General features: G+C 66.8%; 19 protein-coding genes and 1 pseudogene. 9 read left to right on the top strand and 11 right to left on the bottom strand.

Annotated features, from left to right (window positions below; all coding sequences use genetic code 11):
• Positions 1 to 11: 11 nt before the first annotated feature.
• The gene (locus tag JKP78_RS03855; RefSeq protein ID WP_186684666.1) at positions 12 to 1,196 is read right to left on the bottom strand and encodes an acetyl-CoA C-acyltransferase family protein; all 1,185 of its coding nucleotides are present in this window, start codon (positions 1,194 to 1,196) and stop codon (positions 12 to 14) included.
• A 168-nt stretch (positions 1,197 to 1,364) separates the two neighbouring features.
• On the opposite strand from JKP78_RS03855, the gene JKP78_RS03850 reads away from it, so the two are divergent.
• Entirely contained in the window at positions 1,365 to 2,375 is a 1,011-nt protein-coding gene (locus tag JKP78_RS03850) for an AraC family transcriptional regulator (protein WP_186684668.1), read from the top strand.
• Between the two features lie 97 nt (positions 2,376 to 2,472).
• Here JKP78_RS03850 and JKP78_RS03845 read toward each other — a convergent pair whose 3' ends face one another.
• Positions 2,473 to 2,910, bottom strand: a complete 438-nt coding sequence (locus tag JKP78_RS03845; protein ID WP_200626091.1) for a carboxymuconolactone decarboxylase family protein — start codon at positions 2,908 to 2,910, stop codon at positions 2,473 to 2,475.
• Between the two features lie 195 nt (positions 2,911 to 3,105).
• Between JKP78_RS03845 and JKP78_RS03840 the strand changes: the two genes are divergently transcribed.
• Both JKP78_RS03840 and JKP78_RS03835 read left to right on the top strand, forming a co-directional pair.
• The gene (locus tag JKP78_RS03840) at positions 3,106 to 3,564 is read left to right on the top strand and encodes a nucleoside deaminase (protein ID WP_200626090.1); all 459 of its coding nucleotides are present in this window, start codon (positions 3,106 to 3,108) and stop codon (positions 3,562 to 3,564) included.
• Entirely contained in the window at positions 3,561 to 4,757 is a 1,197-nt protein-coding gene (locus JKP78_RS03835) for a cyanate transporter (protein ID WP_186684670.1), read from the top strand. Before JKP78_RS03840 ends, JKP78_RS03835 begins: the two co-directional genes overlap by 4 nt.
• On the opposite strand, the gene pdxR is transcribed toward JKP78_RS03835, so the two are convergent.
• The 7 genes from pdxR to glcD form a co-directional block, all read right to left on the bottom strand.
• Positions 4,750 to 6,183, bottom strand: coding sequence for a MocR-like pyridoxine biosynthesis transcription factor PdxR (pdxR, locus tag JKP78_RS03830; RefSeq protein ID WP_186684672.1), 1,434 nt, complete (start codon positions 6,181 to 6,183; stop codon positions 4,750 to 4,752). The two genes, JKP78_RS03835 and pdxR, sit on opposite strands and share 8 nt — an antisense overlap.
• A 125-nt stretch (positions 6,184 to 6,308) precedes the next feature.
• Positions 6,309 to 6,650: a hypothetical protein gene (locus JKP78_RS03825; protein WP_200626089.1), complete on the bottom strand. Its 342-nt coding sequence runs from the start codon at positions 6,648 to 6,650 to the stop codon at positions 6,309 to 6,311.
• Positions 6,651 to 6,851: 201 nt separating this feature from the next.
• On the bottom strand, positions 6,852 to 9,023 hold the full coding sequence (locus JKP78_RS03820) for a malate synthase G (protein ID WP_200626088.1): 2,172 nt from the start codon (positions 9,021 to 9,023) through the stop codon (positions 6,852 to 6,854).
• A 47-nt stretch (positions 9,024 to 9,070) separates the two neighbouring features.
• On the bottom strand, positions 9,071 to 9,469 hold the full coding sequence (locus JKP78_RS03815; RefSeq protein ID WP_200626087.1) for a heme-binding protein: 399 nt from the start codon (positions 9,467 to 9,469) through the stop codon (positions 9,071 to 9,073).
• Positions 9,462 to 10,697: a glycolate oxidase subunit GlcF gene (glcF, locus tag JKP78_RS03810; protein WP_200626086.1), complete on the bottom strand. Its 1,236-nt coding sequence runs from the start codon at positions 10,695 to 10,697 to the stop codon at positions 9,462 to 9,464. The genes JKP78_RS03815 and glcF overlap by 8 nt, the downstream gene beginning before the upstream one ends.
• A 9-nt stretch (positions 10,698 to 10,706) precedes the next feature.
• Entirely contained in the window at positions 10,707 to 11,759 is a 1,053-nt protein-coding gene (glcE, locus tag JKP78_RS03805; RefSeq protein WP_186684683.1) for a glycolate oxidase subunit GlcE, read from the bottom strand.
• Positions 11,759 to 13,258: a glycolate oxidase subunit GlcD gene (gene glcD / locus JKP78_RS03800; RefSeq protein ID WP_186684685.1), complete on the bottom strand. Its 1,500-nt coding sequence runs from the start codon at positions 13,256 to 13,258 to the stop codon at positions 11,759 to 11,761. The genes glcE and glcD overlap by 1 nt, the downstream gene beginning before the upstream one ends.
• A 196-nt stretch (positions 13,259 to 13,454) precedes the next feature.
• Between glcD and glcC the strand changes: the two genes are divergently transcribed.
• A complete protein-coding gene (gene glcC / locus JKP78_RS03795) occupies positions 13,455 to 14,219 on the top strand; it encodes a transcriptional regulator GlcC (RefSeq protein ID WP_170029396.1) in 765 nt (254 codons plus the stop codon).
• 92 nt (positions 14,220 to 14,311) lie between these two features.
• On the opposite strand, the gene JKP78_RS03790 is transcribed toward glcC, so the two are convergent.
• The gene (locus JKP78_RS03790; RefSeq protein ID WP_170029397.1) at positions 14,312 to 14,629 is read right to left on the bottom strand and encodes a DUF2388 domain-containing protein; all 318 of its coding nucleotides are present in this window, start codon (positions 14,627 to 14,629) and stop codon (positions 14,312 to 14,314) included.
• 209 nt (positions 14,630 to 14,838) lie between these two features.
• Here JKP78_RS03790 and JKP78_RS03785 point away from each other — a divergent pair, with 209 nt between their 5' ends.
• Complete coding sequence (locus JKP78_RS03785; RefSeq protein WP_186684689.1) at positions 14,839 to 15,465, top strand: glutathione S-transferase family protein; 627 nt, start codon at positions 14,839 to 14,841, stop codon at positions 15,463 to 15,465.
• Positions 15,466 to 15,502: 37 nt separating this feature from the next.
• Here JKP78_RS03785 and mrdA read toward each other — a convergent pair whose 3' ends face one another.
• Entirely contained in the window at positions 15,503 to 17,398 is a 1,896-nt protein-coding gene (mrdA, locus tag JKP78_RS03780; RefSeq protein WP_186684692.1) for a penicillin-binding protein 2, read from the bottom strand.
• Between the two features lie 307 nt (positions 17,399 to 17,705).
• On the opposite strand from mrdA, the gene JKP78_RS03775 reads away from it, so the two are divergent.
• From JKP78_RS03775 to JKP78_RS03760, 4 genes and pseudogenes are all read left to right on the top strand, one after another.
• Positions 17,706 to 18,371 (top strand): ABC transporter ATP-binding protein, encoded by a 666-nt coding sequence (locus JKP78_RS03775; RefSeq protein ID WP_186684694.1) that lies wholly within the window; start codon positions 17,706 to 17,708, stop codon positions 18,369 to 18,371.
• Positions 18,371 to 20,833, top strand: a complete 2,463-nt coding sequence (locus JKP78_RS03770; protein WP_200626085.1) for an ABC transporter permease — start codon at positions 18,371 to 18,373, stop codon at positions 20,831 to 20,833. Before JKP78_RS03775 ends, JKP78_RS03770 begins: the two co-directional genes overlap by 1 nt.
• On the top strand, positions 20,823 to 21,890 hold the full coding sequence (locus JKP78_RS03765) for a lipocalin-like domain-containing protein (RefSeq protein WP_200626084.1): 1,068 nt from the start codon (positions 20,823 to 20,825) through the stop codon (positions 21,888 to 21,890). The genes JKP78_RS03770 and JKP78_RS03765 overlap by 11 nt, the downstream gene beginning before the upstream one ends.
• Positions 21,891 to 21,949: 59 nt before the next feature.
• Positions 21,950 to 22,080: pseudogene (locus JKP78_RS03760) on the top strand (IS5/IS1182 family transposase); the annotation flags it as partial.
• Positions 22,081 to 22,207 lie beyond the last annotated feature (127 nt).

Here is a 22,207-nt window from a genome sequence, read left to right as displayed (position 1 = left end):
GTCAGCTTCCCTCAGACGCGCTCGAAGACCACGGCGATGCCTTGGCCACCGCCGATGCACATGGTGGCCAGGGCGTAGCGGCCCTGGATGCGCTGCAGTTCATGGATGGCCTTGGTGGCGATGATCGCGCCGGTGGCGCCCACCGGGTGGCCAAGCGAGATGCCCGAGCCGTTGGGGTTGACCTTTTCCGGGTCGAAGCCCAGTTCGCGGGCCACGGCGCAGGCCTGGGCGGCAAACGCTTCGTTGGACTCGATCACGTCCAGGTCCTGCACCTTCAGGCCGGTCTTTTCCAGTACCTTGCGGGTGGCCGGGATCGGGCCCAGGCCCATCAGCTCCGGCTCGACGCCGGCATGGGCGTAGCCCACCAGGCGTGCCAGCGGCTTCAGGCCCAGGCGGCGCACCGCGTCACCCGTGGCCAGCACCAGGCCGCCAGCGCCATCGTTGATGCCGCTGGCGTTGCCGGCGGTGACGGTCCCGTCTTTCTTGAACACCGGCTTCATCCCGGCCAGCTGCTCGGCGGTCACTTCGCCACGCACATGTTCATCGACACTGAACTGCACGCTGCCCTTGCGGGTTTTCAATTCCAGCGGAACGATCTGGCTGGCGAAACGGCCTTCGGCGATGGCGCGGGCGGCGCGGCGCTGGCTGGTCAGGGCCAGTTCGTCCTGCATCTCGCGGGTAATGCCGTGTTTGGCCGAGACGTTCTCGGCAGTGATACCCATGTGGAAGTGCTCGAACGGGTCCTGCAGCACGCCGACGGTGTAGTCGATACCTTGCAGGTCACCCATGCGCGCACCCCAGCGTGCCTGTGGCAGCAGGTACGGGCCACGGCTCATGGATTCGGCGCCGGCCGCCACGGCCACCTCGGTGTCGCCGAGCAGCAGGCACTGGGCCGCCGAGACGATCGCCTGCAAGCCGGAGCCGCACAGGCGGTTGACGTTGAAGGCGGGGGTTTCCTTGGGGAGGCCGGCGTTCATCGCCGCGACCCGGGCCAGGTAGGCATCGCGTGGCTCGGTGGGGATCACCGTGCCCATCACCAGGTGGCCGATTTGCTCGGCGGCAACCCCCGAGCGCTCGATGGCGGCACGGGTGATGGCGCTGGCCAGGTCAGCCAGCGGCAGGTCCTTGAGGGAACCGCCAAAGCCACCGATGGCTGAACGGACGGCACTGACGACGTAGATTTCTGCGCTGCTCATAGGGGCTCCGATTGCGAAGGCATGGCGGGACCGGGCCAGGCTCTGCGAGAATGGCCGGCGATCCCGGAGTGGGACCGAGTCTAGGCAAAGGCTCTGTTGCAGCCTATGCCGGAACTGTTCAAACAACCTGGCACTTTTTGCCACTCAGCATAGACAGCGAAAACCGCCATGCGCGATAGCGATTCGGTCGCCGTGTACTTCCTCAATGCCATGCTCCACGCCCTGCGCGACTGCCCCGAAGAACGCGATGCGCAACTGCGCGCGGTGGGCATCGACCCGCAACTGCTCGCGCAGCCCCAGGCCCGCGTGCCGGCCAAGGCGTTCGCCCAGCTGTGGCTGGCGCTGATCCAGCGCCTGGATGACGAGTTCTTCCGCCTCGACAGCCATGGCATGCCGCAGGGCAGCTTCGCGCTGATCTGCCGGGGCCTGATCCTCGAACCCAACCTGGAAAAAGCCTTGCGCCAGTGCATGGCCGGTTTCGGCCTGTTCCTGCGTGACTTGCGCGGCAGCCTGACGGTGCGTGGCGGGCGGGCCGTGATCAGCGTGCACTCGACCATTGCCGACCCGCTGACCCGGGTGTATGCCGAGGAAACCTACCTGGTACTGATGATCGGCATGCTGTGCTGGCTGGCCGGGCGGCGGATCGCCATCGACCGCACCGAGCTGGCGGTGTCGCGCCCGGCGCAAGAGGACGACCTGTTGTTGTGGGGGCCAGACCTGCGCCTGGGTAGCGGGCGTACCGAAGTGGAGTTCGACAGCGCCTACCTGCGCCTGCCGGTGGTGCAGGACCTGGCCGCCCTGAAAACCTTCCTGCGCAGCGCGCCACAGGGGCTGGTGATTCGCTTCCGCAACCAGAACGGGCTGGTGGCCGAGGTATACCGGCACCTGCGGGCGCGGCGCTATGGGCAATGGCCGACGCTGGCGGCACTGGCGCAGCAGCAGGGGGTCAGTGCCAGCACGTTTCGCCGCCAGCTGGAGCGGGAAGGCCGCTCCTACCAGCAGATCAAGGACGAGGTGCGCCGGGCAATGGCCTTCGAGCGCCTGCGCGAAGGGGTGTTGAGCATTGCCGAGATCGCCGAGCAGGCGGGTTTCCAGGAACCCAGTGCGTTTCACCGGGCGTTCAAGAAGTGGACCGGGCAGAGCCCGGGCAGCTACCGGGCGCGGTTGGCCGGGCGATAGCATTTACCTGCATCGGCCAATCGCCGGCAAGCTGGCTCCCACAGGTACCGCGCAACTTTCGAATGCCATGAATTCCCTGTGGGAGCGGCTCAAATGATCAGGCCGGCACCATGGCAAAGCCGACGCCAAAGCGGTTCCAGGCATTGATGGTGGCAATCGCCAAGGTCAGGTTGGCCACCTCGGCCGGCTCGAAGTGCTCCTGCAAGGCTTCATAATGTGCCTGCGGCGCACCGTGCTCGGACAGCCGGGTCAGGCTTTCGACCCAGGCCAGCGCAGCGCGTTCGCGTGGGGTGAAGTAGGCGGTTTCCTGCCAGACGCACAAGGTCTGCAGGCGGGCTTCGGTCTCACCGGCCTTGCGCGCATCGTTGGCGTGCAGGTTGACGCAGTAGGCGCAGCCGTTGATTTGCGAAGCCCGCAGGCGCACCAGTTCCAGCAGCGAATTCTCCAGGCCACTCCTGGCCAGGGCCTGTTCCAGGCCGACCATCGCCTGATAGGCCTCAGGGGCGTGCTTGGCCCATTCGATACGGTTGTGCATGGCTATCTCCAAGGGGGTGTGAGGGATGGCGCTACTGTAGCGTCGGCCCTGTGCCGCCCCGATAGCCAATCTTGCAGATAAGCGGGAGGCCAATCGGCTATTCGGCTGGCCACTGACCGGCATCCAATCTCTTCATTTCTGCCCGGGCGTCCGGGCCGGGATAATGACCGGGTATTGCTACTGGAGAAGCCATTCATGTCCGCAGAACATTTCATGCGCGAAGCCCTCGACCTGGCCCGCGCCAACATCCGCGCCGGTGGCCGGCCCTTCGGCGCCGTGCTGGTGTACCAGGGGCAGGTGCTGGCGCGCGCGGTCAACGAGATCCACAGCGCCCAGGACCCTACCGCCCACGCCGAGATGCAGGCCATCCGCAAAGCCAGCCATGCGCTGGGCCAGGCGCGCCTGGCGGGTGCCGAAATCTACGCCAGCGGCCATCCGTGCCCGATGTGCCTGGCCGCCATGCACCTGTGTGGTATCGAGCGGGCGTGGTTTGCCTATGACAACAGCGAGGGCGAACCCTACGGCTTGTCCACCGCGGCGGTGTACGCGCAGATGGCCCGCCCGCCGCAGCAGCAGAGCCTGCCACTGCGTGCGCTGAAGCCCAGCGGCGAAGCCGGCCTGTACCTGGAATGGCAGCAGGCCAACGCGCAATGAGGACGGCGTTGAACCTGTTGCTGGTGATCTTGCTGGCAGTCAACCTGAGGCCAATCCTGACCAGTATCGGCCCGTTGCTCGAAGCCATGCGCGCCAGCACTGGCCTGGGCTATCAGCAGGCCGCCTTGCTGACGGCAGTGCCGGTGCTGTGCATGGGCCTGGTGCCGCTGCTGCAACCGTGGTTGCGGCGCGGGATCAGCGAGCATGGCGGCATGCTCGCCGGCCTGGCGGCGATCGCCCTGGCCTGCCTGTGGCGCCTGCAACTGGACAGTGCCTGGGCATTGATCGCCAGTGCGTTGCTGGCCGGCCTGGGGGTGGCGCTGGTGCAGGGCATGATGCCAGGGTTGGTCAACCGCTGGTTCCCCGGCCGCCTGGCGGCGGCGATGGGCCTGTATTCGGCGGCGCTGATGAGCGGTGGCGGCCTGGCCGCAGTACTCGGGCCGCATGTCAGCAGCTATTTCGGCCACTGGCAGGTCGGCCTGGGCCTGTGGGCGGCCCCTGCGTTTCTGGCGCTGCTGGCCTGGGCCATGCTGCGGCCTCGCCAGCTTGCACCGACGCAGGCCGGTGCCGCGAGTGGACACTGGTTCGGGACGCGCCGGGCCTGGTTGCTGGCGTTGTACTTCGGCCTGATCAACGGCGGCTATACCAGTATGGTCGCCTGGTTGCCGGCCTATCACATCGAGCACGGCGGTAGCGCCCAGGGCGGTGCAGACCTGGTTGGCCTGATGACCCTGTCCCAGGTGGCCGGGGCGCTGGGCCTGCCGCTGCTGTTGCGGCGCTGGGCAGACCGCCGCCCCGGTCTGTGGCTGGCGCTGGCGATTCAGTTGGTGGGTTTCCTCGGCCTGCTGCTGGCGCCCACACTGGCCCCGGGGCTATGGGTGGCGTTGATCGGCTTTGGCCTGGGCGCCTGTTTCAGCCAGAGCCTGACGTTGACCCTCGAACATCTGAAGACCCCGGCCGAGGCGGGCAGCCTGGCGACTTTCGTGCAGGGGATCGGTTTCATCATCACCGGCATCGTGCCGTACATCACCGGCTGGTTGCGGGATGTGAGCGGTGGCTTCCAGGCATCGTGGACGTTGCTGAGCGTGACCGTGCTGACAATGTTGCTGGTGACCGCCTGCTTCAGCCCACGCGGCTATGCTGCGGCCATCGCCCGCCCGCTGGCTCCAGGCAAGGCTGCACCAGTCAACTGAGGCGCTGCAGGGTGTCGCGCACCCGGTCCAGCGCCGGGTCGATATCCAGCAGTTCGATGGCGCCGAAGCCCAGCAGTAGCCCGGGGCGTACCGCTGCCTCACTGAAGAACGGTGCCAGCGAGTACAGGCCGACCTCCACCTTGCGTGCGAGGGTGGTCAGCAACTCGACATCCACACCTGGGCTGGCCAGGGCGCTGAGGTGGAAGCCGGCGCTGGCAGGGATGGCGCTGAACCATGGCCCCAGGTCGCCGCCCAGGCGCGCCAGGATGCGTTCGCGACGGGCACTGTAGATATCGTGGCAACGGCGGATGTGCTTGTTCAGGTGGCCTTCGGCCAAGAAACGCGCCAGCGCCCACTGCAGCAGGGTCGGGCTGTGCCAGTCACTGAGGTGCTTGGCCACGCAGGCGGCTTGCAGCACGGCCGGCGGAAGCACGGCATAGCCCAGCCGCAGTTCTGGCAGCAGGGTCTTGGAAAACGTCCCCACGTAGGCCACCAGGCCATGGCGGTCGAGGCGCTGCAGCGCGTCTGCAGCCGGCCCGTGGTAGCGGAACTCGCAGTCATAATCGTCTTCGACGATCAACGCCCCCAGCTCGGCGGCCCTCGCCAGCAGGGCGTGCCGGCGTGGCTCGCTCATCGGCATGCCCAGCGGGAACTGGTGCGAAGGCGTCACATAGATCAGCCGAGTGCCGTCGGCGATCTGTTCCACGCACAGGCCTTCGTCATCCACCGGCACCGACTGCAGGCGCGCGCCCAGCGCCAGGAACAGCTGCCGTGCGGGTGGGTAGCCAGGGTCCTCCATGGCCACCTGGCAACCCGGCTCGACCAGCACCCGGGCGATCAGGTCCAATGCCTGCTGTGCGCCGTTGCATACCAGCAGGTCGGCTGCACTGCAGTGCACGCCTCGGGCGTAGGCGATGTGATGGGCGATGGCCTCGCGCAGCTCGGGCAGGCCCTGGGCCGGGAAGTGCCGCTCGGGGTGGCGCTGGCTGCGGCGCAAGGCGTAGTTCAGGCAACTGCGCCATTGGTCGAACGGGAACTGCGCCTTGCTCGAAGCCCCGCCGATGAAGTCATAGCGTGAGGGTGATTCCAGCTGCCGTCGGCTGAGCACGGTGGCGCGCTGCTGCCAGCGTTCGAGCGCAGCGGCACTGGCCAGGGGAATGGCCGATGAGTCACTGCTGCGCAGCGGCTGGCGCGGGGTGACGAAGGTGCCACGGCCGACCACGCCACTCAGCAGGTTGTCATAAGTCAGCCGGGAATAGGCTTCGGCCACGGTCTTGCGTGACACGCCGAGTTGCTCGGCCAGCAGGCGGCTTGGCGGCAGTTGGGTGCCGGCAGCCAGGTGGCCGCTATCGATGCCGGCACGCAATTGCTGGTAGAGCTGGTCGGCCAGGCCTTTGCGGCCTTGCAGGCGGATGTGCAGTTCCATGGGCGGGTCCGGAGCGGGGGAAGCGCTCAGGATAGCGGATAGACGAGGGAAGGGCATGGGGCCGCCCTGCGGTCCATCTCCGGCAAGCCAGCGATGGGTTGACCAAGCCGCTGACAGGCTGCTGGTCAGCAAAAACGGGCTGTACTCACCGTGATGTAGCCTTTGTCCGCCAACGCTATGCGTATCACCGTTTCATCCGCAGGCGCCGTGCGGTTGCGCTTGATACGCACGCCTTCCACGGCTGCCGCCTTCATATGCTGGGCAATGGCCCGCCCGTTCGCGTCGAAGAACACTTCGCTGGCCAGCAACTCGATACGCTCGATCAGTTGCCTGGAGCGTTCATCCGTGGCGCAGAAGAACATCACCCCCGACAGGTGGGGGTCTTCATCCGGGTTGTCCATGTCGTGGGCCAGCAGTTCGCGCAGGGTGCTGCGCAATTCGGCGGTGGAGCGAGCGTACAGGTGCATGCGGAGCCTCCTCTGGATCGCGATCTTGCGTCATCCAGTGCCGATCATGTTTTCATCGGCCAGGGGCAACAAGTAAGACACTTCCGAGCACCGCGTAGGAAAATACTGCGCGTGACAGATGCCACCCCCGACTGGCGAGTAGCAGCGAGGAAGCGGCCTGTCGTAACACCAGGCCGCTTCCCTCATGGGTGCCTGGCGCCTCTAGCGCTGGACCTCCTGTTTGAAGCGCAGCCGCCAGCTGTGCAGCAAGGGTTCGGTGTAGCCGCTCGGCTGCTTCCGCCCTTCGAACACCAACGCCCGTGCGGCTCGGAACGCGTGTGAAGCGGCGAAATCGACCGCCATTGGCCGGTACGCAGGGTCTGCGGCATTCTGCTGGTCGACCACGGCGGCCATGCGCTGCAAGGTCGCCTCGACCTGCTCGGCATCGACCACCCCATGGTGCAGCCAGTTGGCAATGTGCTGCGCCGAAATCCGCAGGGTGGCGCGGTCTTCCATCAGGCCCACATCGTGGATATCCGGCACCTTCGAGCAGCCGACGCCTTGTTCGACCCAGCGCACCACATAGCCGAGGATGCCCTGGCAGTTGTTGTCGAGCTCGGCCTGGATTTCGGCAGCAGTCCAGGGGCGGTCGGGGCTGACCGGGACACTGAGCAGGTCATGCAGCAACTCTGCGCGCTGGGCATCCAGGTCAACCTGTTCCAGCGCTTGCTGCACGGCTGCCACATCCACCTGGTGATAGTGCAGTGCATGCAGCGTCGCGGCGGTGGGCGAGGGCACCCAGGCGGTGTTGGCGCCAGCCCTGGGCTGGGCGACTTTCTGTTCGAGCATGGCCGCCATCAGGTCGGGCATGGCCCACATGCCCTTGCCGATCTGTGCCTTGCCACGCAGGCCGCAGGCCAGCCCGACCAGCACGTTGCTGCGCTCGTAGGCCTGGATCCAGGCGCTGCCCTTCATGTCGCCCTTGCGCAGCATGGCCCCGGCTTCCATGGCCGTGTGCATCTCGTCCCCGGTGCGGTCGAGGAAGCCGGTGTTGATGAACACCACCCGTGACGCGGCGTTGGCGATGCAGGCCTTGAGGTTGACGCTGGTACGCCGCTCCTCGTCCATGATGCCCATCTTCAACGTGTGCGCAGGCAGGCCCAGCAGCGCTTCGACGCGGCTGAAGAGTTGGTCGGCAAAAGCTACTTCGGCCGGCCCGTGCATCTTCGGCTTGACGATGTACAGGCTGCCCTCGCGGGAGTTGCCACGGCGCTTGAGGTCGTGCAGGCCGATCAGGCTGGTGACCACGGCATCGAGGATGCCTTCCGGAATTTCCTGGCCGTCACGGTCGAGAATGGCCGGGTTGGTCATCAGGTGGCCCACGTTGCGGATGAACAGCAGCGAGCGGCCCGGCAGGGTCAACGGTTGGCCGTCCGCGCCGTGGTAGTTGCGGTCTTTCGCCAGGCTGCGGACAGAGGTCTTGCCGCCTTTGCTGACCTGCTCGCTGAGGTCGCCCTTCATCAGGCCGAGCCAGTTGCGGTACACGTTGACCTTGTCGTCGGCATCCACCGCCGCTACCGAGTCTTCGCAATCGATAATGGTGGTGAGCGCCGCCTCCAGGAGAATGTCCTTGACCCCGGCCAGGTCCTGCTGGCCGATCGCGTGGTTAGGGTCGATCTGGATTTCGAAGTGCAGTTGGTGGTGCTGCAACAGGATCGCTGTCGGCGTATGCGGCTCGCCTTGGTAGCCGCGCAGTTGCCCAGGATGCTCAAGGCCGACCTGACGGCCATCAGCCAGGGTCACCTGCAACCGGCCATGGTCGACCGTGTAGGCCCTGGCATCGTCATGTGATGCCCCTTGCAGCGGCGCACTGGCATCGAGGAACTGGCGGCCAAAGGCAATCACCTTGGCGCCACGCACCGGGTTGTAGCCCTGGCCCCGTTCGGCACCCCCGGTTGCGGCGATGGCATCGGTGCCATACAGCGCATCGTACAGCGAGCCCCAACGGGCGTTGGCAGCATTCAGGGCATAGCGGGCGTTGCTCAGCGGTACCACCAGCTGCGGGCCGGCCTGCACGGCAATCTCGCGGTCGACGTTGCGGGTACTGACGCGCACGTTGGCGGGCGCGTCCACCAGGTAGCCGATGCCTCGCAGGAACTGCTGGTAGGCGGCCATGTCACTGATCGGGCCGGGGTGTTGGCGGTGCCAGTTGTCCAGTTCGGCCTGCAGGCGTTGGCGTTCGGCAAGCAGGGCGCGGTTTTGCGGGGCGAGGTCGTGAACCAGGGTGCTGAAGCCTTGCCAAAAGGCGCGGGCCTCGATGCCGGTGCCAGGCAGTACTTCGTCTTCGATGAAACGCTGCAGGGTGGGGGCGATGTGCAGTGGAGGGTTTGGCATGGTCTGTTCGCTCGATAGTCTGTCTTTGGAAAGTGGCTGCACAGGATTCAGAGGGCGGCGGCCCCGGCCATGGCCACCTGGGCATCCTGCCCGGGCTTGACCCCGGATACGCCAATGGCGCCTACCACCTGGCCTTCCACCTGCAGCGGCACGCCCCCTTCGAGGCTGGTCAGCAGCGGCGCGGTGACGAATGCCGTACGGCCTGCATTGACCATTTCCTCGTAGTCGCGTGTCTCTCTGCGCCCAAGCGCAGCGCTGCGCGCTTTTTCCATGGCAATGTAGGCGCTGGCCGGGGCGCAACCGTCCAGGCGTTCCAGGGCCAGCGGGTGGCCGCCGTCATCGACCACGGCGATGGTCACGCTCCACTGTTGCGCCAGGGCTTGCTGGCGGGCGGCGTTGAGCACACGGGCGACTTCGGCCTGGCCGATCACGGACTTGCTATGCATGGTGGTTCTCCGGGTTCAAGGCTGCTTCGACAATTTCGATCCAGTGCCGCACCGGCGTGCGCCCGGCCCCATCGAGGTGGGCCTGGCAGCCGATGTTGGCGGTGGCAATGACTTGCGGTTTGCCGCTTTCCAGGGCGTTGAGGCGGTTGTCGCGCAATTGCCGCGACAGCTCAGGCTGGGTCAGCGAGTAGGTGCCGGCCGAGCCGCAGCACAAGTGGCTGTCGGCGACCGCGGTCAGGGTGAAGCCCAGGCGTGTGAGCAAGGCTTCCACGGCGCCGCCCAGCTTCAGTGCGTGTTGCAGGGTGCACGGGCAATGGAAGGCCAGGCGCTGGTCGGTGCACAGGCCCAACTGCTCGACCGGCTCGTCGCGCAGCACCTCCACCAAGTCGCGTGACAGCGCGCTGACGCGTGCGGCCTTGGCGGCGTAAAGCGGGTCCTTCTCCAGCAGGTGGCCATAATCACGCACGAACGCGCCACAGCCGCTGGCGGTCTGCACGATGGCCTCGGCACCGGCCTCGATGGCTGGCCACCAGGCGTCGATATTGCGCCGTGCCCGCTGCAGGCCTTGTTCCTGGGCATTGAGATGGTAGTCCACCGCACCGCAGCAACCGGCTTGGCGGATCGGCTCCACGCTGATCCCCAGGCGGTCCAGCAGGCGTGCGGCGGCGGCATTGGTGTTGGGCGACAGGGCCGGTTGCACGCAGCCTTCCAGCAGCAGCACGCGGCGCGCATGGCGAGCTGGCGGACGCACACCGGGGGCGGCGACCCGTGCCGGCAGCTTGTGCCTGAGCGCGGCCGGCAGCAGCGGGCGCAGCGCCTGGCCGCTGCGGGTCAGGGCCTTGAACAGCACCGGGCGCGGCACCACCGCACGCAGGCCCTGGCGCAGCAGGCGTTGGCCGAGTGGGCGCGGTACCTGCTGGTCGACCACGGCGCGGCCGATGTCCAGCAAGTCGTGGTACTTCACCCCGGACGGGCAGGTGGTTTCGCAGTTGCGGCAGCTCAGGCAGCGGTCCAGGTGCGTCTGGGTACTGACGCTCACCGGTTCGCCTTCGAGCACCTGCTTGATCAGGTAGATGCGCCCGCGTGGGCCGTCCAGTTCATCGCCCAGCAACTGGTAGGTGGGGCAGGTGGCGGTGCAGAAACCACAATGCACGCAGGAGCGCAGGATGCTTTCGGCTTCGTCGGCGCGGGCCAGGCGACGGGCGCTTTCGCTGAGGTTGGTTTGCATGGTCTGGGCTCACAGGTCCGGGTACAGGCGGCCAGGGTTGAATATGCCCTGGGGGTCGAGTTGTTGCTTGAGGGCACGGTGGTAGCGCATCAGCGCAGCGGTTAGCGGTGGGCTGCTGGCCGCGCCGGAGGCGTAACAGGTGGCATGGCCACCAACCTTGGCAACCTGCTCGCGGATGTCCTCTGCTGCTGCGGTGGACTTCAGCCAGCGTTGGGCGCCACCCCAGTCGAGCAGTTGTCGGCCGGGCAGCTCCAGCTCGCCGGTGGCCAGCGGCACGGACAGGCGCCATAGCGGTGCAGGGTCGGCAAAGAACGCCAGGCGCTGTTCGCGCAGGTCGCTCCAGAAGCGGCTGTCGAGCGGTTCGCCGCCCAAGCGCTGCTGCGCTGACTGCACGGAGCCTTCACCTCCCTCCAGGCGCAGGTACAGCGCCTCGCCGTCATGGCAGGCAGCGCTGATCGGCAGTGGCTGCTGGCCCCATTCGGCGAGTTCCAGCAGGGCCTCGTGGCGGCTCATTGGCAAGCGCAGGCTCAGGCACTGACGCGGACGCGGCAGCACTTTCAGCGACACCTCGGTCAGCAGCCCCAGGCAACCGAAGCTGCCCGCCATCAGCCGTGACACGTCGTAACCGGCAACGTTCTTCATCACTTCGCCGCCAAAGCGCAGCAACTTGCCGTGGCCGGTGATCACCCGTGTGCCCAGCAGGTAATCGCGCACCGACCCGGCCCACGGCCGCCGTGGCCCCGACAGCCCGGCCGCGACCATGCCACCGAGGGTGGCCTCGGCGCTCAGGTGTGGTGGTTCGCAGGGCAGCATCTGCCCGGCTTCGTGCAGCACCGCCTCGATTTCGCGCAGCGGCGTGCCGGCCCGGGCGGTGAGCACCAGCTCGGTCGGGTCGTAGCTGACGATGCCGCGGTGGCTGCGGGTGTCCAGCACCTCGCCGGCAACCGGGTTGCCGAGCATGGCCTTGCTGTTGCCGCCCTGGATACGCAGCGCCGTGCCCTGGTTCAATGCCTGGCTGACCTGCTCCAGCAAGGCCTGGCTCATATCGCGGTCGATGCTCATCAGAAGCGCTCCAGCTCGGGGAAGGGCAACTGCCCGTGGTGCACGTGCATCGCGCCAAATTCGGCGCAACGGTGCAGGGTGGGGATGTTCTTGCCCGGGTTGAGCAGGCCCTGCGGGTCGAAGGCGGCCTTGACCGCATGGAACAGGGTGATTTCCTCAGCGTTGAACTGTGCGCACATCTGGTTGATCTTCTCGCGCCCGACGCCATGCTCGCCGGTGATGCTGCCGCCGACGGCCACGCACAGCTCGAGGATCTTGCCGCCAATGGCCTCGGCGCGCTCCAGTTCGCCAGGCAGGTTGGCATCGAACAGAATCAGCGGATGCATGTTGCCGTCGCCGGCATGAAAGACATTGGCCACGCGCAGGCCATACTCACGGGACAGGTCACTGATGCCCTTGAGCACCCGTGGCAGCTCGCGGCGCGGGATGGTGCCGTCCATGCAGTAATAGTCGGGGGAGATGCGCCCCACTGCCGGGAAGGCGTTCTTGCGCCCGGCCCAGAAGCGCACGCGTTCGGCCTCGTCGCTGGCCAGCCGCACCTCGCGCGCCCCGGCCCGGGCCAGTACGCCGGCGACCCTTTCGCAATCGTCGTGCACATCGGCTTCGACGCCGTCCAGCTCGCACAGCAGGATGGCCGCCGCGTCCACCGGGTAGCCGGCGTGGATGAAGTCCTCGGCGGCGCGGATCGCCAGGTTGTCCATCATTTCCAGGCCGCCGGGGATGATCCCGGCGGCGATGATCTCGGCCACCGCCCGGCCAGCGTCCTCGACACTGTCGAAACTGGCCAGCAGCACCCGTGCCACCTGTGGCTTTGGCAACAGCTTGACGGTGACTTCGGTGACGATGCCGAGCATGCCTTCGGAGCCGGTGAATAGCGCCAGCAGATCGAAGCCGGGGCTGTCCAGGGCATCGCCGCCCAGGGTCAGGCGCTCGCCTTCGACGGTCAGGATCTCGACCTTGAGCAGGTTGTGCACGGTCAGGCCGTACTTCAGGCAGTGCACGCCGCCGGCGTTTTCGGCCACGTTGCCACCGATGGAACAGGCGATTTGCGACGACGGGTCTGGCGCATAGTACAGGCCGTGCGGGGCGGCAGCCTGGGAGATGGCCAGGTTGCGCACGCCGGGCTGCACCCGGGCGAAGCGGCCCTGCGGGTTGACTTCGAGGATGCGATTGAAGCGCGCCATCACCAGCAGGACGCCCTTGGCCAGCGGCAAGGCGCCGCCCGACAGGCCGGTACCGGCGCCGCGCGCAACCACCGGCACACCGCGCTGGTGGCAGAGCCTGAGCAAGGTCTGCACCTGCTCCAGGCGCTCGGGCAGCACCACCAGCAGCGGCACCGTGCGGTAGGCCGAAAGGCCATCGCATTCGTAGGGTTTGAGGTCTTCCTCGCGGTGCAGCACTTCGAGGTCCGGCAGGGCTTCACGCAGCGCCTGCAGCAGGGCGGCCTGGTCCACGGCGGGCAGTGCGCCATCGACGCGTTCGTCGTACAGGATGTTCATGGGTTCACTCGGCAACGGTTTTTGTCGTTATTGGCACATCGCTCACCCTGTCCAGCCTGAGCGTCATGGCGGCCGCGGTCGAGTGGTTGGCGAACTGGTCCTACCAGTTTATGTAGCCGGTGCTGGTAATTTACGGGTTTGCTCGGCTAGATTGAGCCGGGTAGGCGAAGTGGTCCTACCAGCAGGAGGGTGCGCAGTGGGTACTGAAGGCAAGGCCAAGGTCGCCGACCAGGTGGCCGAACGGGTCGAACGGTTGATCGTCGAGGGCGTGCTCAAGGTCGGCCAGGCGCTGCCGTCGGAGCGGCGCCTGGTGGAAAAACTGGGCTGCTCGCGCTCGGCTTTGCGGGAGGGCCTGCGCATCCTGCGCGGGCGCGGCATCATCGACACCGAGCAGGGGCGCGGTTCGTTCGTCGCCGACCTGACCGGCCAGGCAGGCGGCACGCCGTTGATGCACCTGTTCAGCTCGCAGCCGCGCACGCTGTTCGATCTGTTGGAGGTGCGCGCACTGCTGGAGGCTGAATCGGCGCGCCTGGCTGCCTTGCGTGCCACCGATATCGACCGTTTGCTGATCCGCCGGCGCTATGAAGAGATGTTGGCCGCCCATGCCGCCCAGGAGCCACTCGATGCCCGTGAACATGCCCGCCGCGACCATGCCTTCCACCGTGCCATCAGCGAGGCCTCGCACAACCCGGTGCTGGTGCACACCTTGCAATCGCTCAGTGACCTGACCTTGAGCACCGTCTTCGCGTCGGTCAACAACCTGTATTGCCGCCCCGCGCAAAAGCGCCAGATCGACCGCCAGCATGCACGGTTGTACCACGCCGTGATGGAGCAATTGCCCGAGCAGGCGCAGCGCGCGGCTCGCGAACACATCAACGGGATACGCGACAGCTTGCGCGAAATCGAGCAGGAGGAGCAGCGCCTGGTGCGGGCGACCATGCGCATGGATGGCTGGGGGTGAAATTTGCCTGCGCCGGCCCTTTCGAGGGGGCACCCGCTCCCACAGGGGCCGCAGCGGCCTTGTGGGAGCGGGTCAGCTGCAGGCTGGCCTGGTCAATGATTGGCTACGCTATCGTCCTGCGACAGGATGGCCCGGGCCAGTTCTTCGTCACTGGCCTGCAGGCCAGGGTGGTCCTTGCGCGCCTGTTCCAGCGCCGCCTCCACGTAGGCGCCACGGATTGCACCGCCGCTGGCGACATAAGCGGAAAGCTCGTCACGCGCCGGGATGATCCGTTTGTCGTCCTTGAAGGTCGAATACAGCGAAGCGGAAACACCGGCCGAGGTGGCGACGTCGCCCGCATCGACGTCAGCCAGGGCAGCGCCGGCAGGCAGCAGGAGCAGCAAGGCAGGGGCGAGGAGTAGGTGGCGCATGGCATGTTCTCCAGTAACGTGCAGCACAGGGAAATAAACCACTCAGTGTTTAAGAGCGCGTGAACATGGCCGGAGTTCCATGGGTGTTCCACGGCAGGGGCGTTCAGCGGCTGCACGCGTGCATTGACTGTGGCACGCCCGGCGTGATTTGCTCGGGCTTGCCCACCACGGGCCTGCGCGATCATTCAACGGAATCTGAAGGTCCTCTCATGCCCGACTACAAACTGCATTGCTTCGCCGAATCCGGTAACGCCTACAAGGCTGCCCTGATGCTCGAACTCACCGGCCAGGCCTGGCAACCGGTGTTCGTCGACTTCTTCCATGGCCAGACCCGCGAGCAGGCCTGGCGCGAGGAAGTGAACGAACAGGGCGAGGTGCCGGTCCTGGAACACGCCGGCAAGACCCTCACCCAGTCTGCGCTGATCCTCGAGTACCTCGCTGCGCAGACCGGACAGTTCGGCCCGCGCGACGAAGACGAAAAACGCGAAATCTGGCGCTGGATGCTGTTCGACAACCACAAGTTCACCAGTTACTACGCAGCGCTGCGCTTCCTGTTTTGCCTGAAGAACACCGGCGAAACGGACGTGACCCGGTTCCTGCGTGAACGTGCCCAGGCGGCCTACCGCATCGTCGACGCACACCTGGCAAAGACTCCGTTCATGGTGGCTGGGCGCCTGACCATCGCCGACCTGTCGCTGGCGGGGTACGTGTACATGCCGGAGGACACCGGCATCCGGTTGGCGGAATTCACCCATATAGAGGCCTGGAAGGCCCGGATCCAGGCGTTACCGGGCTGGAAGCACCCGTACGAGCTGATGCCTCGCGCAGCCGCCTGAGACGTTCCCCTGCCGAGTTGTCACGCCGTTTTCACGCCTAGCTGTGTGGCGCAGTATGTGCGCTTGCGCCACCAGCATATTCAGGCTTCAGATGCCCCTGTTCGTCCAGCAGATAGGCATCCATCACTTCCCGTACTACCGGGCCCGCCACCCGCCCACCGGCTTCCCCGTTCTCGATCATCACCGCCACCACCACGCTTGGGTGGTCAGCAGGCGCAAAACCGACGAACAGGGCGTTGTCGCGGTGCCGTTCCTGGGTCTTGTCGCGGTTGTAGCGCTCGCCCTGCCTGATTGCCACCACCTGCGCGGTGCCGCTCTTGCCGGCAATCCGGTACTGCGCGCCAGCCGCTGCGGCACGGGCGATCCCGCGCGGGTCGTGCATGACCATCTGCATGCCCTGGCTGACCTGGTCCCAGGCATGCCTGTCATGCAGCACGATGTCGGGCATCGGGTGCGGGTCGACCGGTGTAGCGCCGCCCACGGTCATCGCCAGGTGCGGGCGGTGCCACACGCCCTTGCTCGCCAGCAGGCTGGTGGCCTGGGCCAGTTGCAGCGGAGTGACCTGCATGTAGCCCTGGCCGATGCCGAGGATCAGCGTCTCGCCGGGGAACCAGGCCTGGCGCCGCGTGGCCCGCTTCCACTCGGGCGACGGCATCAGCCCGGCGGCTTCCTCGAACATGTCCAGCGACACCTTCTGGCCCAGGCCGAACTCGGCCAGGTAGTCGTGCAGGCGGTCGATGCCCAGCTTGTGTGCCAGGTCGTAGAAGTAGGTGTCGTTGGAGCGCATGATCGCGATGTACATGTCCACCCAGCCATCGCCGCTGCGGTTCCAGTTGCGGTACTTGTGGTCATAGTTGGGCAGTTCGTAGTAGCCCGGGTCGAAGACCCGGCTGCCCGGGGTGATCACGCCGCTGTCGAGGCCGGCAATGGCGACCTCCGGCTTGACCGTCGAGCCCGGTGCATACAGGCCGCGCAGCACGCGGTTGAACAGCGGCCGGTCGATCGAGTCGCGCAGCGCGGCGTACTGCTTGAAGCTGATGCCCTTGACGAACAGGTTGGGGTCGAAGCTGGGGTTGCTGACCATGGCCAGCACATCACCGTTGGCCGGGTCGAGCACCACCACCGAGCCACGGCGGTCGCCAAGGGCTTTTTCCGCCGCCAGTTGCAGGTGCGCGTCCAGGGTCAGGACGATGTCCTTGCCGGGGGTCGGGTCCTTGTGGTTGAGCACCCGCATCACGCGGCCCTGGGCGTTGGTCTCGACCTCTTCATAACCCACGTGGCCGTGCAGCTGGCTTTCGTAGAAGTGTTCGATACCGGTCTTGCCGATCGACTGGGTGCCGCGGTACTCGGTGTTGTCGAGGGCCTTGGCCTCTTTTTCGTTGATCCGCCCCACGTAGCCCACCGAATGGGCGAAGTGTTCGGCCAGCGGGTACTCGCGGATGAACTGCGGCTCCACTTCCAGGCCCGGCAGACGGAACTGGTTCACCGCCACCAGGGCGATCTGCTCTTCGCTCAGGCCGACCATCAGGGTGACCGGCTCGAACGGCTTGCGGCCCCGACGCAGGTCCTTGTCGAACTGCTTGCGCTCGTCTTCGCCCAGGCCCAGCACCTGCGCCAGGGTGTCGAGCACCTTGGCCGTGTCGCCGCCGGCCCGCTCGCGGGTCATGGTCAGGTCGAAGCTGGGCTTGTTGTCGGCCAGCACCACGCCGTTGCGGTCATAGATCAGCCCGCGCTCGGGAGCGATGGGCAGCACGTGCACGCGGTTGTTTTCCGATACGGCGCTCTGCTGGTCATGCTGCAGCACCTGCAGCACATAAAGCCGGCCCACCAGCACGGCACACAGGCAGAACACCAGGGTGGCGCAGGCCAGAAGCCGGCGGTTGACCAGGTGCTTTTCCTTTTCGTGGTCCTTGAGGGGGATGGGTTGCGGCATCGGCGGTTCTGTCTGCGGGTGGTGGGGCTGGATGACGGCGGACGCCGTGCAAGCTGACCTGTGGGCGCGAGCTCTGTGGCAGCGGGGGCGGTGATGCTACGCAAGCTACCAGGCCCTCTCAAGGCAAAAGCCTGCCGGCGCAAAAGCTCTGGCGGCTGCCACGCCCGTAATCACGCGGGCCGCCGGCAACATGAAGATTTGTTCATCACGGCGCTACCAAGCTGCAACCTCGCCCTGCAACGATGCACGCGCATTGCCCTGAACCTGCTATGCCTAAAAGGACACCCGAACCCAACAGGGCCTATCGATGCTGGTCATCGAACAATTGCACAAATCGTTCTCCACCCCACAAGGCCTGCTGCCGGTATTACAGGGCGTCGAATTGCGCCTGGCCCGCGGCAGCAGCCTGGCGCTGATGGGCGAGTCGGGCAGTGGCAAGAGCACCTTGCTGCACCTGCTGGCCGGTCTCGACCGCGCCGACAGTGGCCGTATCCTGATCGACGGCGCCCCGCTCGATGGCCGCTCCGAGGCGGCGCTGGCGCGCTGGCGGCGGCAGGCGGTTGGCCTGGTGTTCCAGCAGTACAACCTGATCAGCAGCCTGGACGTGGCGGCCAACCTTGCCTTCCAGGCCCGGCTGGCTGCGCGGCATGACCCGCAATGGGTCGCCTACCTGGTGCAACGCCTGGGCCTGGCGAGCCTGCTTGAGCGCTACCCGGAACAGCTCTCCGGCGGCCAGCAGCAGCGGGTTGCCATCGGCCGCGCGCTGGCCGGGCGCCCGGCCTGGCTGCTCGCCGACGAGCCCACCGGCAGCCTCGATGAAGCCAGCAGCGACGAGGTGCTGAGCCTGCTGTTGCAACTGGTCGCCGAGGCCGGCAGTGGTGTGCTGATGGTGACCCACAGCCCGCGCCTGGCGGCACGCTTGCAGCAGCGTTGCTACTTGCAGGCCGGCCGCGTACGGGCCGAGCAGGGCTGATGAGACTGTTACCACTGGCGCTGTGGGCGCTGCTCAGCCATTGGCGGCGCCATCGTGTGCAATGCTTCAGCATTTTCACCGGCCTGTGGCTGGCCACGGCCCTGTGGACCGGCGTGCAAGCGCTGAACAGCCAGGCGCGCAGCGACTATGCCCGGGCCAGTGCGGTATTGGCGGGGCCGCTGCAGGCGCAGTTGGTGGCGCGCAATGGCGAGCGCTTCGACCAGGCGCTGTACGTGCAACTGCGCAGGCTGGGCTGGGCGGTTTCCCCGGTGCTGGAAGGCCGCCTGCGTTTGCCGGGCGAGCCGCCGCGCAGTGTGCGGTTGATCGGCATCGAGCCATTGAGCCTGCCGCCGGCCAGCAGCGTTGCCGGGGTGCAGCTGCAGGCCTTCGACCTGCAGGCGTTCATCGGCTCGCCTGGGCAAGCCTGGGTTGGCACAGATACGTTGCGGCAGTTGAATGTGGCCCCCGGGGAGCCCACACGCGACAGCGAAGGGCAGGTGCTGCCTCCTGTAGTTCTGCAACCTGCGCTGGCCCCCGGGGTGATCGTGGTCGATATCGGCCATGCCCAGGCATTGCTGCACGCGCCTGGGCAGTTGTCGCGCCTGCTGCTGACCACTGCGCCAGGGCCGCTGCCGGCAGCATTCGCCGCTGATCTTGAATGGCAAGCGCGGCAGGATGACGGTGGCCTGCAGCGGCTGACCGACAGTTTCCACCTGAACCTCACGGCACTCGGCCTGCTGGCGTTCGTCGTCGGCCTGTTCATCGCCCACGCCGCGATTGGCCTGGCGCTGGAACAGCGGCGCGGGCTGATACGCAACCTGCGTGCCTGTGGTGTCCAGCTGAACATCCTCTTGTGGGCCTTGGTCCTGGAACTGGGCTTGTTCGCCGTGCTGGGTGGCGTCGCTGGGGTGGCCAGTGGGTACGCCTTGGCCGCAAGCTTGCTGCCCGACGTGGCCGCCAGCCTGCGCGGCCTGTATGGCGCCCAGGTGGCCGGCACGCTGAACCTGCCGGCGTGGTGGTGGTTGGCGGGTGTGCTGGTGAGCGTGCTGGGGGCGTTGCTGGCCGGGCTGAGCAGTGTACTGCGGGCCGCCCGGCTACCCTTGCTGGCGCTGGCACAACCCCAGGCCTGGCGCCTGGCGCAAGGGCCGTGGTTGCGGCGGCAGGCTTTGCTGGCGGGCCTGCTGCTGGTGCTGGCCTTGGGCTGCGGTATGCTGGGTGACAGCCTGCCCAGCGCGTTCGGCATGCTGGCAGCGCTGCTGCTGGCGGCGGCGCTGTGGCTGCCCGCCTTGCTCGACAGGGCGCTGGCCTGGCTGGCGCGCCGTTGCCGGCGGCCGCTGGCGCAATGGTTCGTCGCCGACAGTCGCCAGCAACTGCCGGCCCTGGCGCTGGCGCTGATGGCCCTGTTGCTGGCGCTGGCCGCCAGCGTCGGTGTCGGCAGCATGACCGAAGGTTTTCGCAAGACCTTTGTCGGCTGGCTTGACCAGCGCCTGTCGGCCGCGCTGTACATCACTCCACGGGATACCGCCCAGGGCCTGCAGATCAGCCAGTGGCTCGGGCTGCAACCCGCGGTCAGCACGGTACTGCCTGTCTGGCGCGTGGAAACGCAGTTGCAAGGTTGGCCGGTGCAGGTTCAGGGCATCCTCGACCATCCGGCCTATCGAGCACGCTGGCCATTGCTGGAACAACAGCCACGTGCCTGGGAGCAATTGGCCCGCGGGCAGGCCGTGATGCTCAGTGAACAGTTGGCCGGGCGCCTGGAACTGCACCTGGGTGACCGCTTGAGGTTGCCGGCAGACACCTCGTCGGCGCTGACTGTCGTGGGGATATATGCCGATTACGGCAACCCCAAGGGGCATGTCCTGGTCGATGCCGGCTGGTTACGCCAGCACTGGGTGCAGGCTTCCCTGACTGGCGTGAGCGTCGATATAGCTGCAGACCAGGCGCCATCGCTCATCGCCGCATTGCAGCAGCGCTTTGCCCTCGACGACAGCCGGGTGGTCGAGCAGGCCCGCCTGAAACGCTGGTCGACCGAGGTGTTCAACCGCACTTTCGCCGCCACCGCGGCACTCAACAGCCTGACCCTTGGCGTGGCCGGTGTGGCACTGTTCATCAACCTGCTGACCCTGGGCCAGACCCGCCTGGGCCAGTTGGCGCCATTGTGGGCGTTGGGGGTGCGGCGTGCGCAGCTGGCCTGGTTGAGCCTTGGGCAGACATTGCTGCTGAGCAGCCTCACCGTGCTGCTGGCGATTCCGCTGGGTATCCTGTTGGCCTGGTGCCTGGTCGCGGTGCTGAACGTGCAGGCATTCGGCTGGCGCCTGCCGCTTTACGTGTTCCCCGCACAACTGCTGCACTTGGCCCTGTTGGCCTTGCTGACCAGCCTGCTGGCCAGCGCCTGGCCCCTGTGGCAGCTGGCGCGTCGCCAGCCGCGCGAACTGTTGAGGCCGTTCACCGATGAGGCATAGCCTGCGCCTGCTGTTGTCTGGCCTGCTAAGTAGCTTGCTGGGTGGCTGCGAGCAGCCGACGGAGCAGAGCTATGCCGGGCTCGGCCAGCAGGCGGCGGCGTTCAGCCAGGTGACCCGTGGCCAGCACCTGGCTTTTCCACGCGACCATGGGGCGCATGATGGCTTTCGCATCGAATGGTGGTACGTCACCGCCAACCTGCAGGATGCCCGCCAGCGGGACTGGGGCGTGCAGTGGACACTGTTCCGCTCGGCCCTGCGCCCCGGCCCGGAAACTGCCAGCTGGAACAGCCCGAACCTGTGGCTGGGTCACGCGGCGTTGACCGGCCCGGGCGGCCACCAGTCGGCTGAGACCCTGGCGCGCGGCGGCATCGGCCAGGCCGGCGTTCAGGCCCAGCCGTTCCGGGCGTGGATCAATGACTGGACGCTGCAGGGCAGCGCTGGCATCGACAACCTGCAGATGCTGGCCACTACCGAAGGCTTTCGCTATGACCTGCAACTGCACAGCGATGGGCCCTTGGTGTTGCACGGCGAGCAGGGCTACAGCGAGAAGTCCGGCAAGGGGCAGGCTTCGTACTATTACAGCCAGCCGTTCTACCACGTGCGTGGGTACGTACAGCGTGGTGGTCAGTGTATTGCTGTCACAGGCCGGGCCTGGCTGGACCGGGAGTGGAGCAGCCAGCCCTTGGCCGCCGGGCAGACCGGCTGGGACTGGTTTTCGCTGCACCTGGACAACGGCGCCAAGCTGATGCTGTTCCAGGTGCGCCAGGCCCAGGGCGAGGCGTATCGCGCCGGCACCTGGGTGGCCCCGCAAGGTCAGGTGGTGGCGCTGTCGGGCGCGCAGGTCCAGCTGCAGGCGCAGGCCTGGACGCGGCAGAAAAATGGCAAGCGGGTGCCGACGCGCTGGCGGGTGCGGGTGCCGGGGCAGGGCGTGGATGTGCAGGCCGAGGCGCTGGAGCCGCAGGCGTGGATGGACACCCGCTTCCCGTACTGGGAAGGGCCGGTGCGGTTGACCGGGAGTGCGGGTGGGCGTGGTTATCTGGAAATGACCGGGTACTAGGTTCTGTACGAAAAAAAATGTCGCAACACCGCATGGAACAGGCCAGTGAGACCATGGCGGTTTTTGGCTGGCTGGAAGAGAAGCGCCGCATCGTGACACGCTTCAACAAGCTCGCGGAAAACTATGCCGCCATGGTTTCACTGGCCTGTTCCATGCGGTGTTGCGACATTTTTTTTCGTATAGAGCCTAGCCGGTGTTGGCTGGGCGCGACACAGCTGGCCATATCCCCAATGGCTGTGGCACCCTCGCTGACGGCGTGCCGAGCACCAATTCCCTTGGGTCTTTCCGGCCGCATACATCACCAAAAAAAAGAATAG

The sequence above is a fragment of the Pseudomonas sp. LAM2023 genome (assembly GCF_016620375.1).
Taxonomy (GTDB): Bacteria; Pseudomonadota; Gammaproteobacteria; order Pseudomonadales; family Pseudomonadaceae; genus Aquipseudomonas; species Aquipseudomonas anuradhapurensis.
The sequence above is the reverse complement of the archived record's forward strand: the minus strand, read 5'-3'. Positions and strand labels throughout refer to the sequence as shown.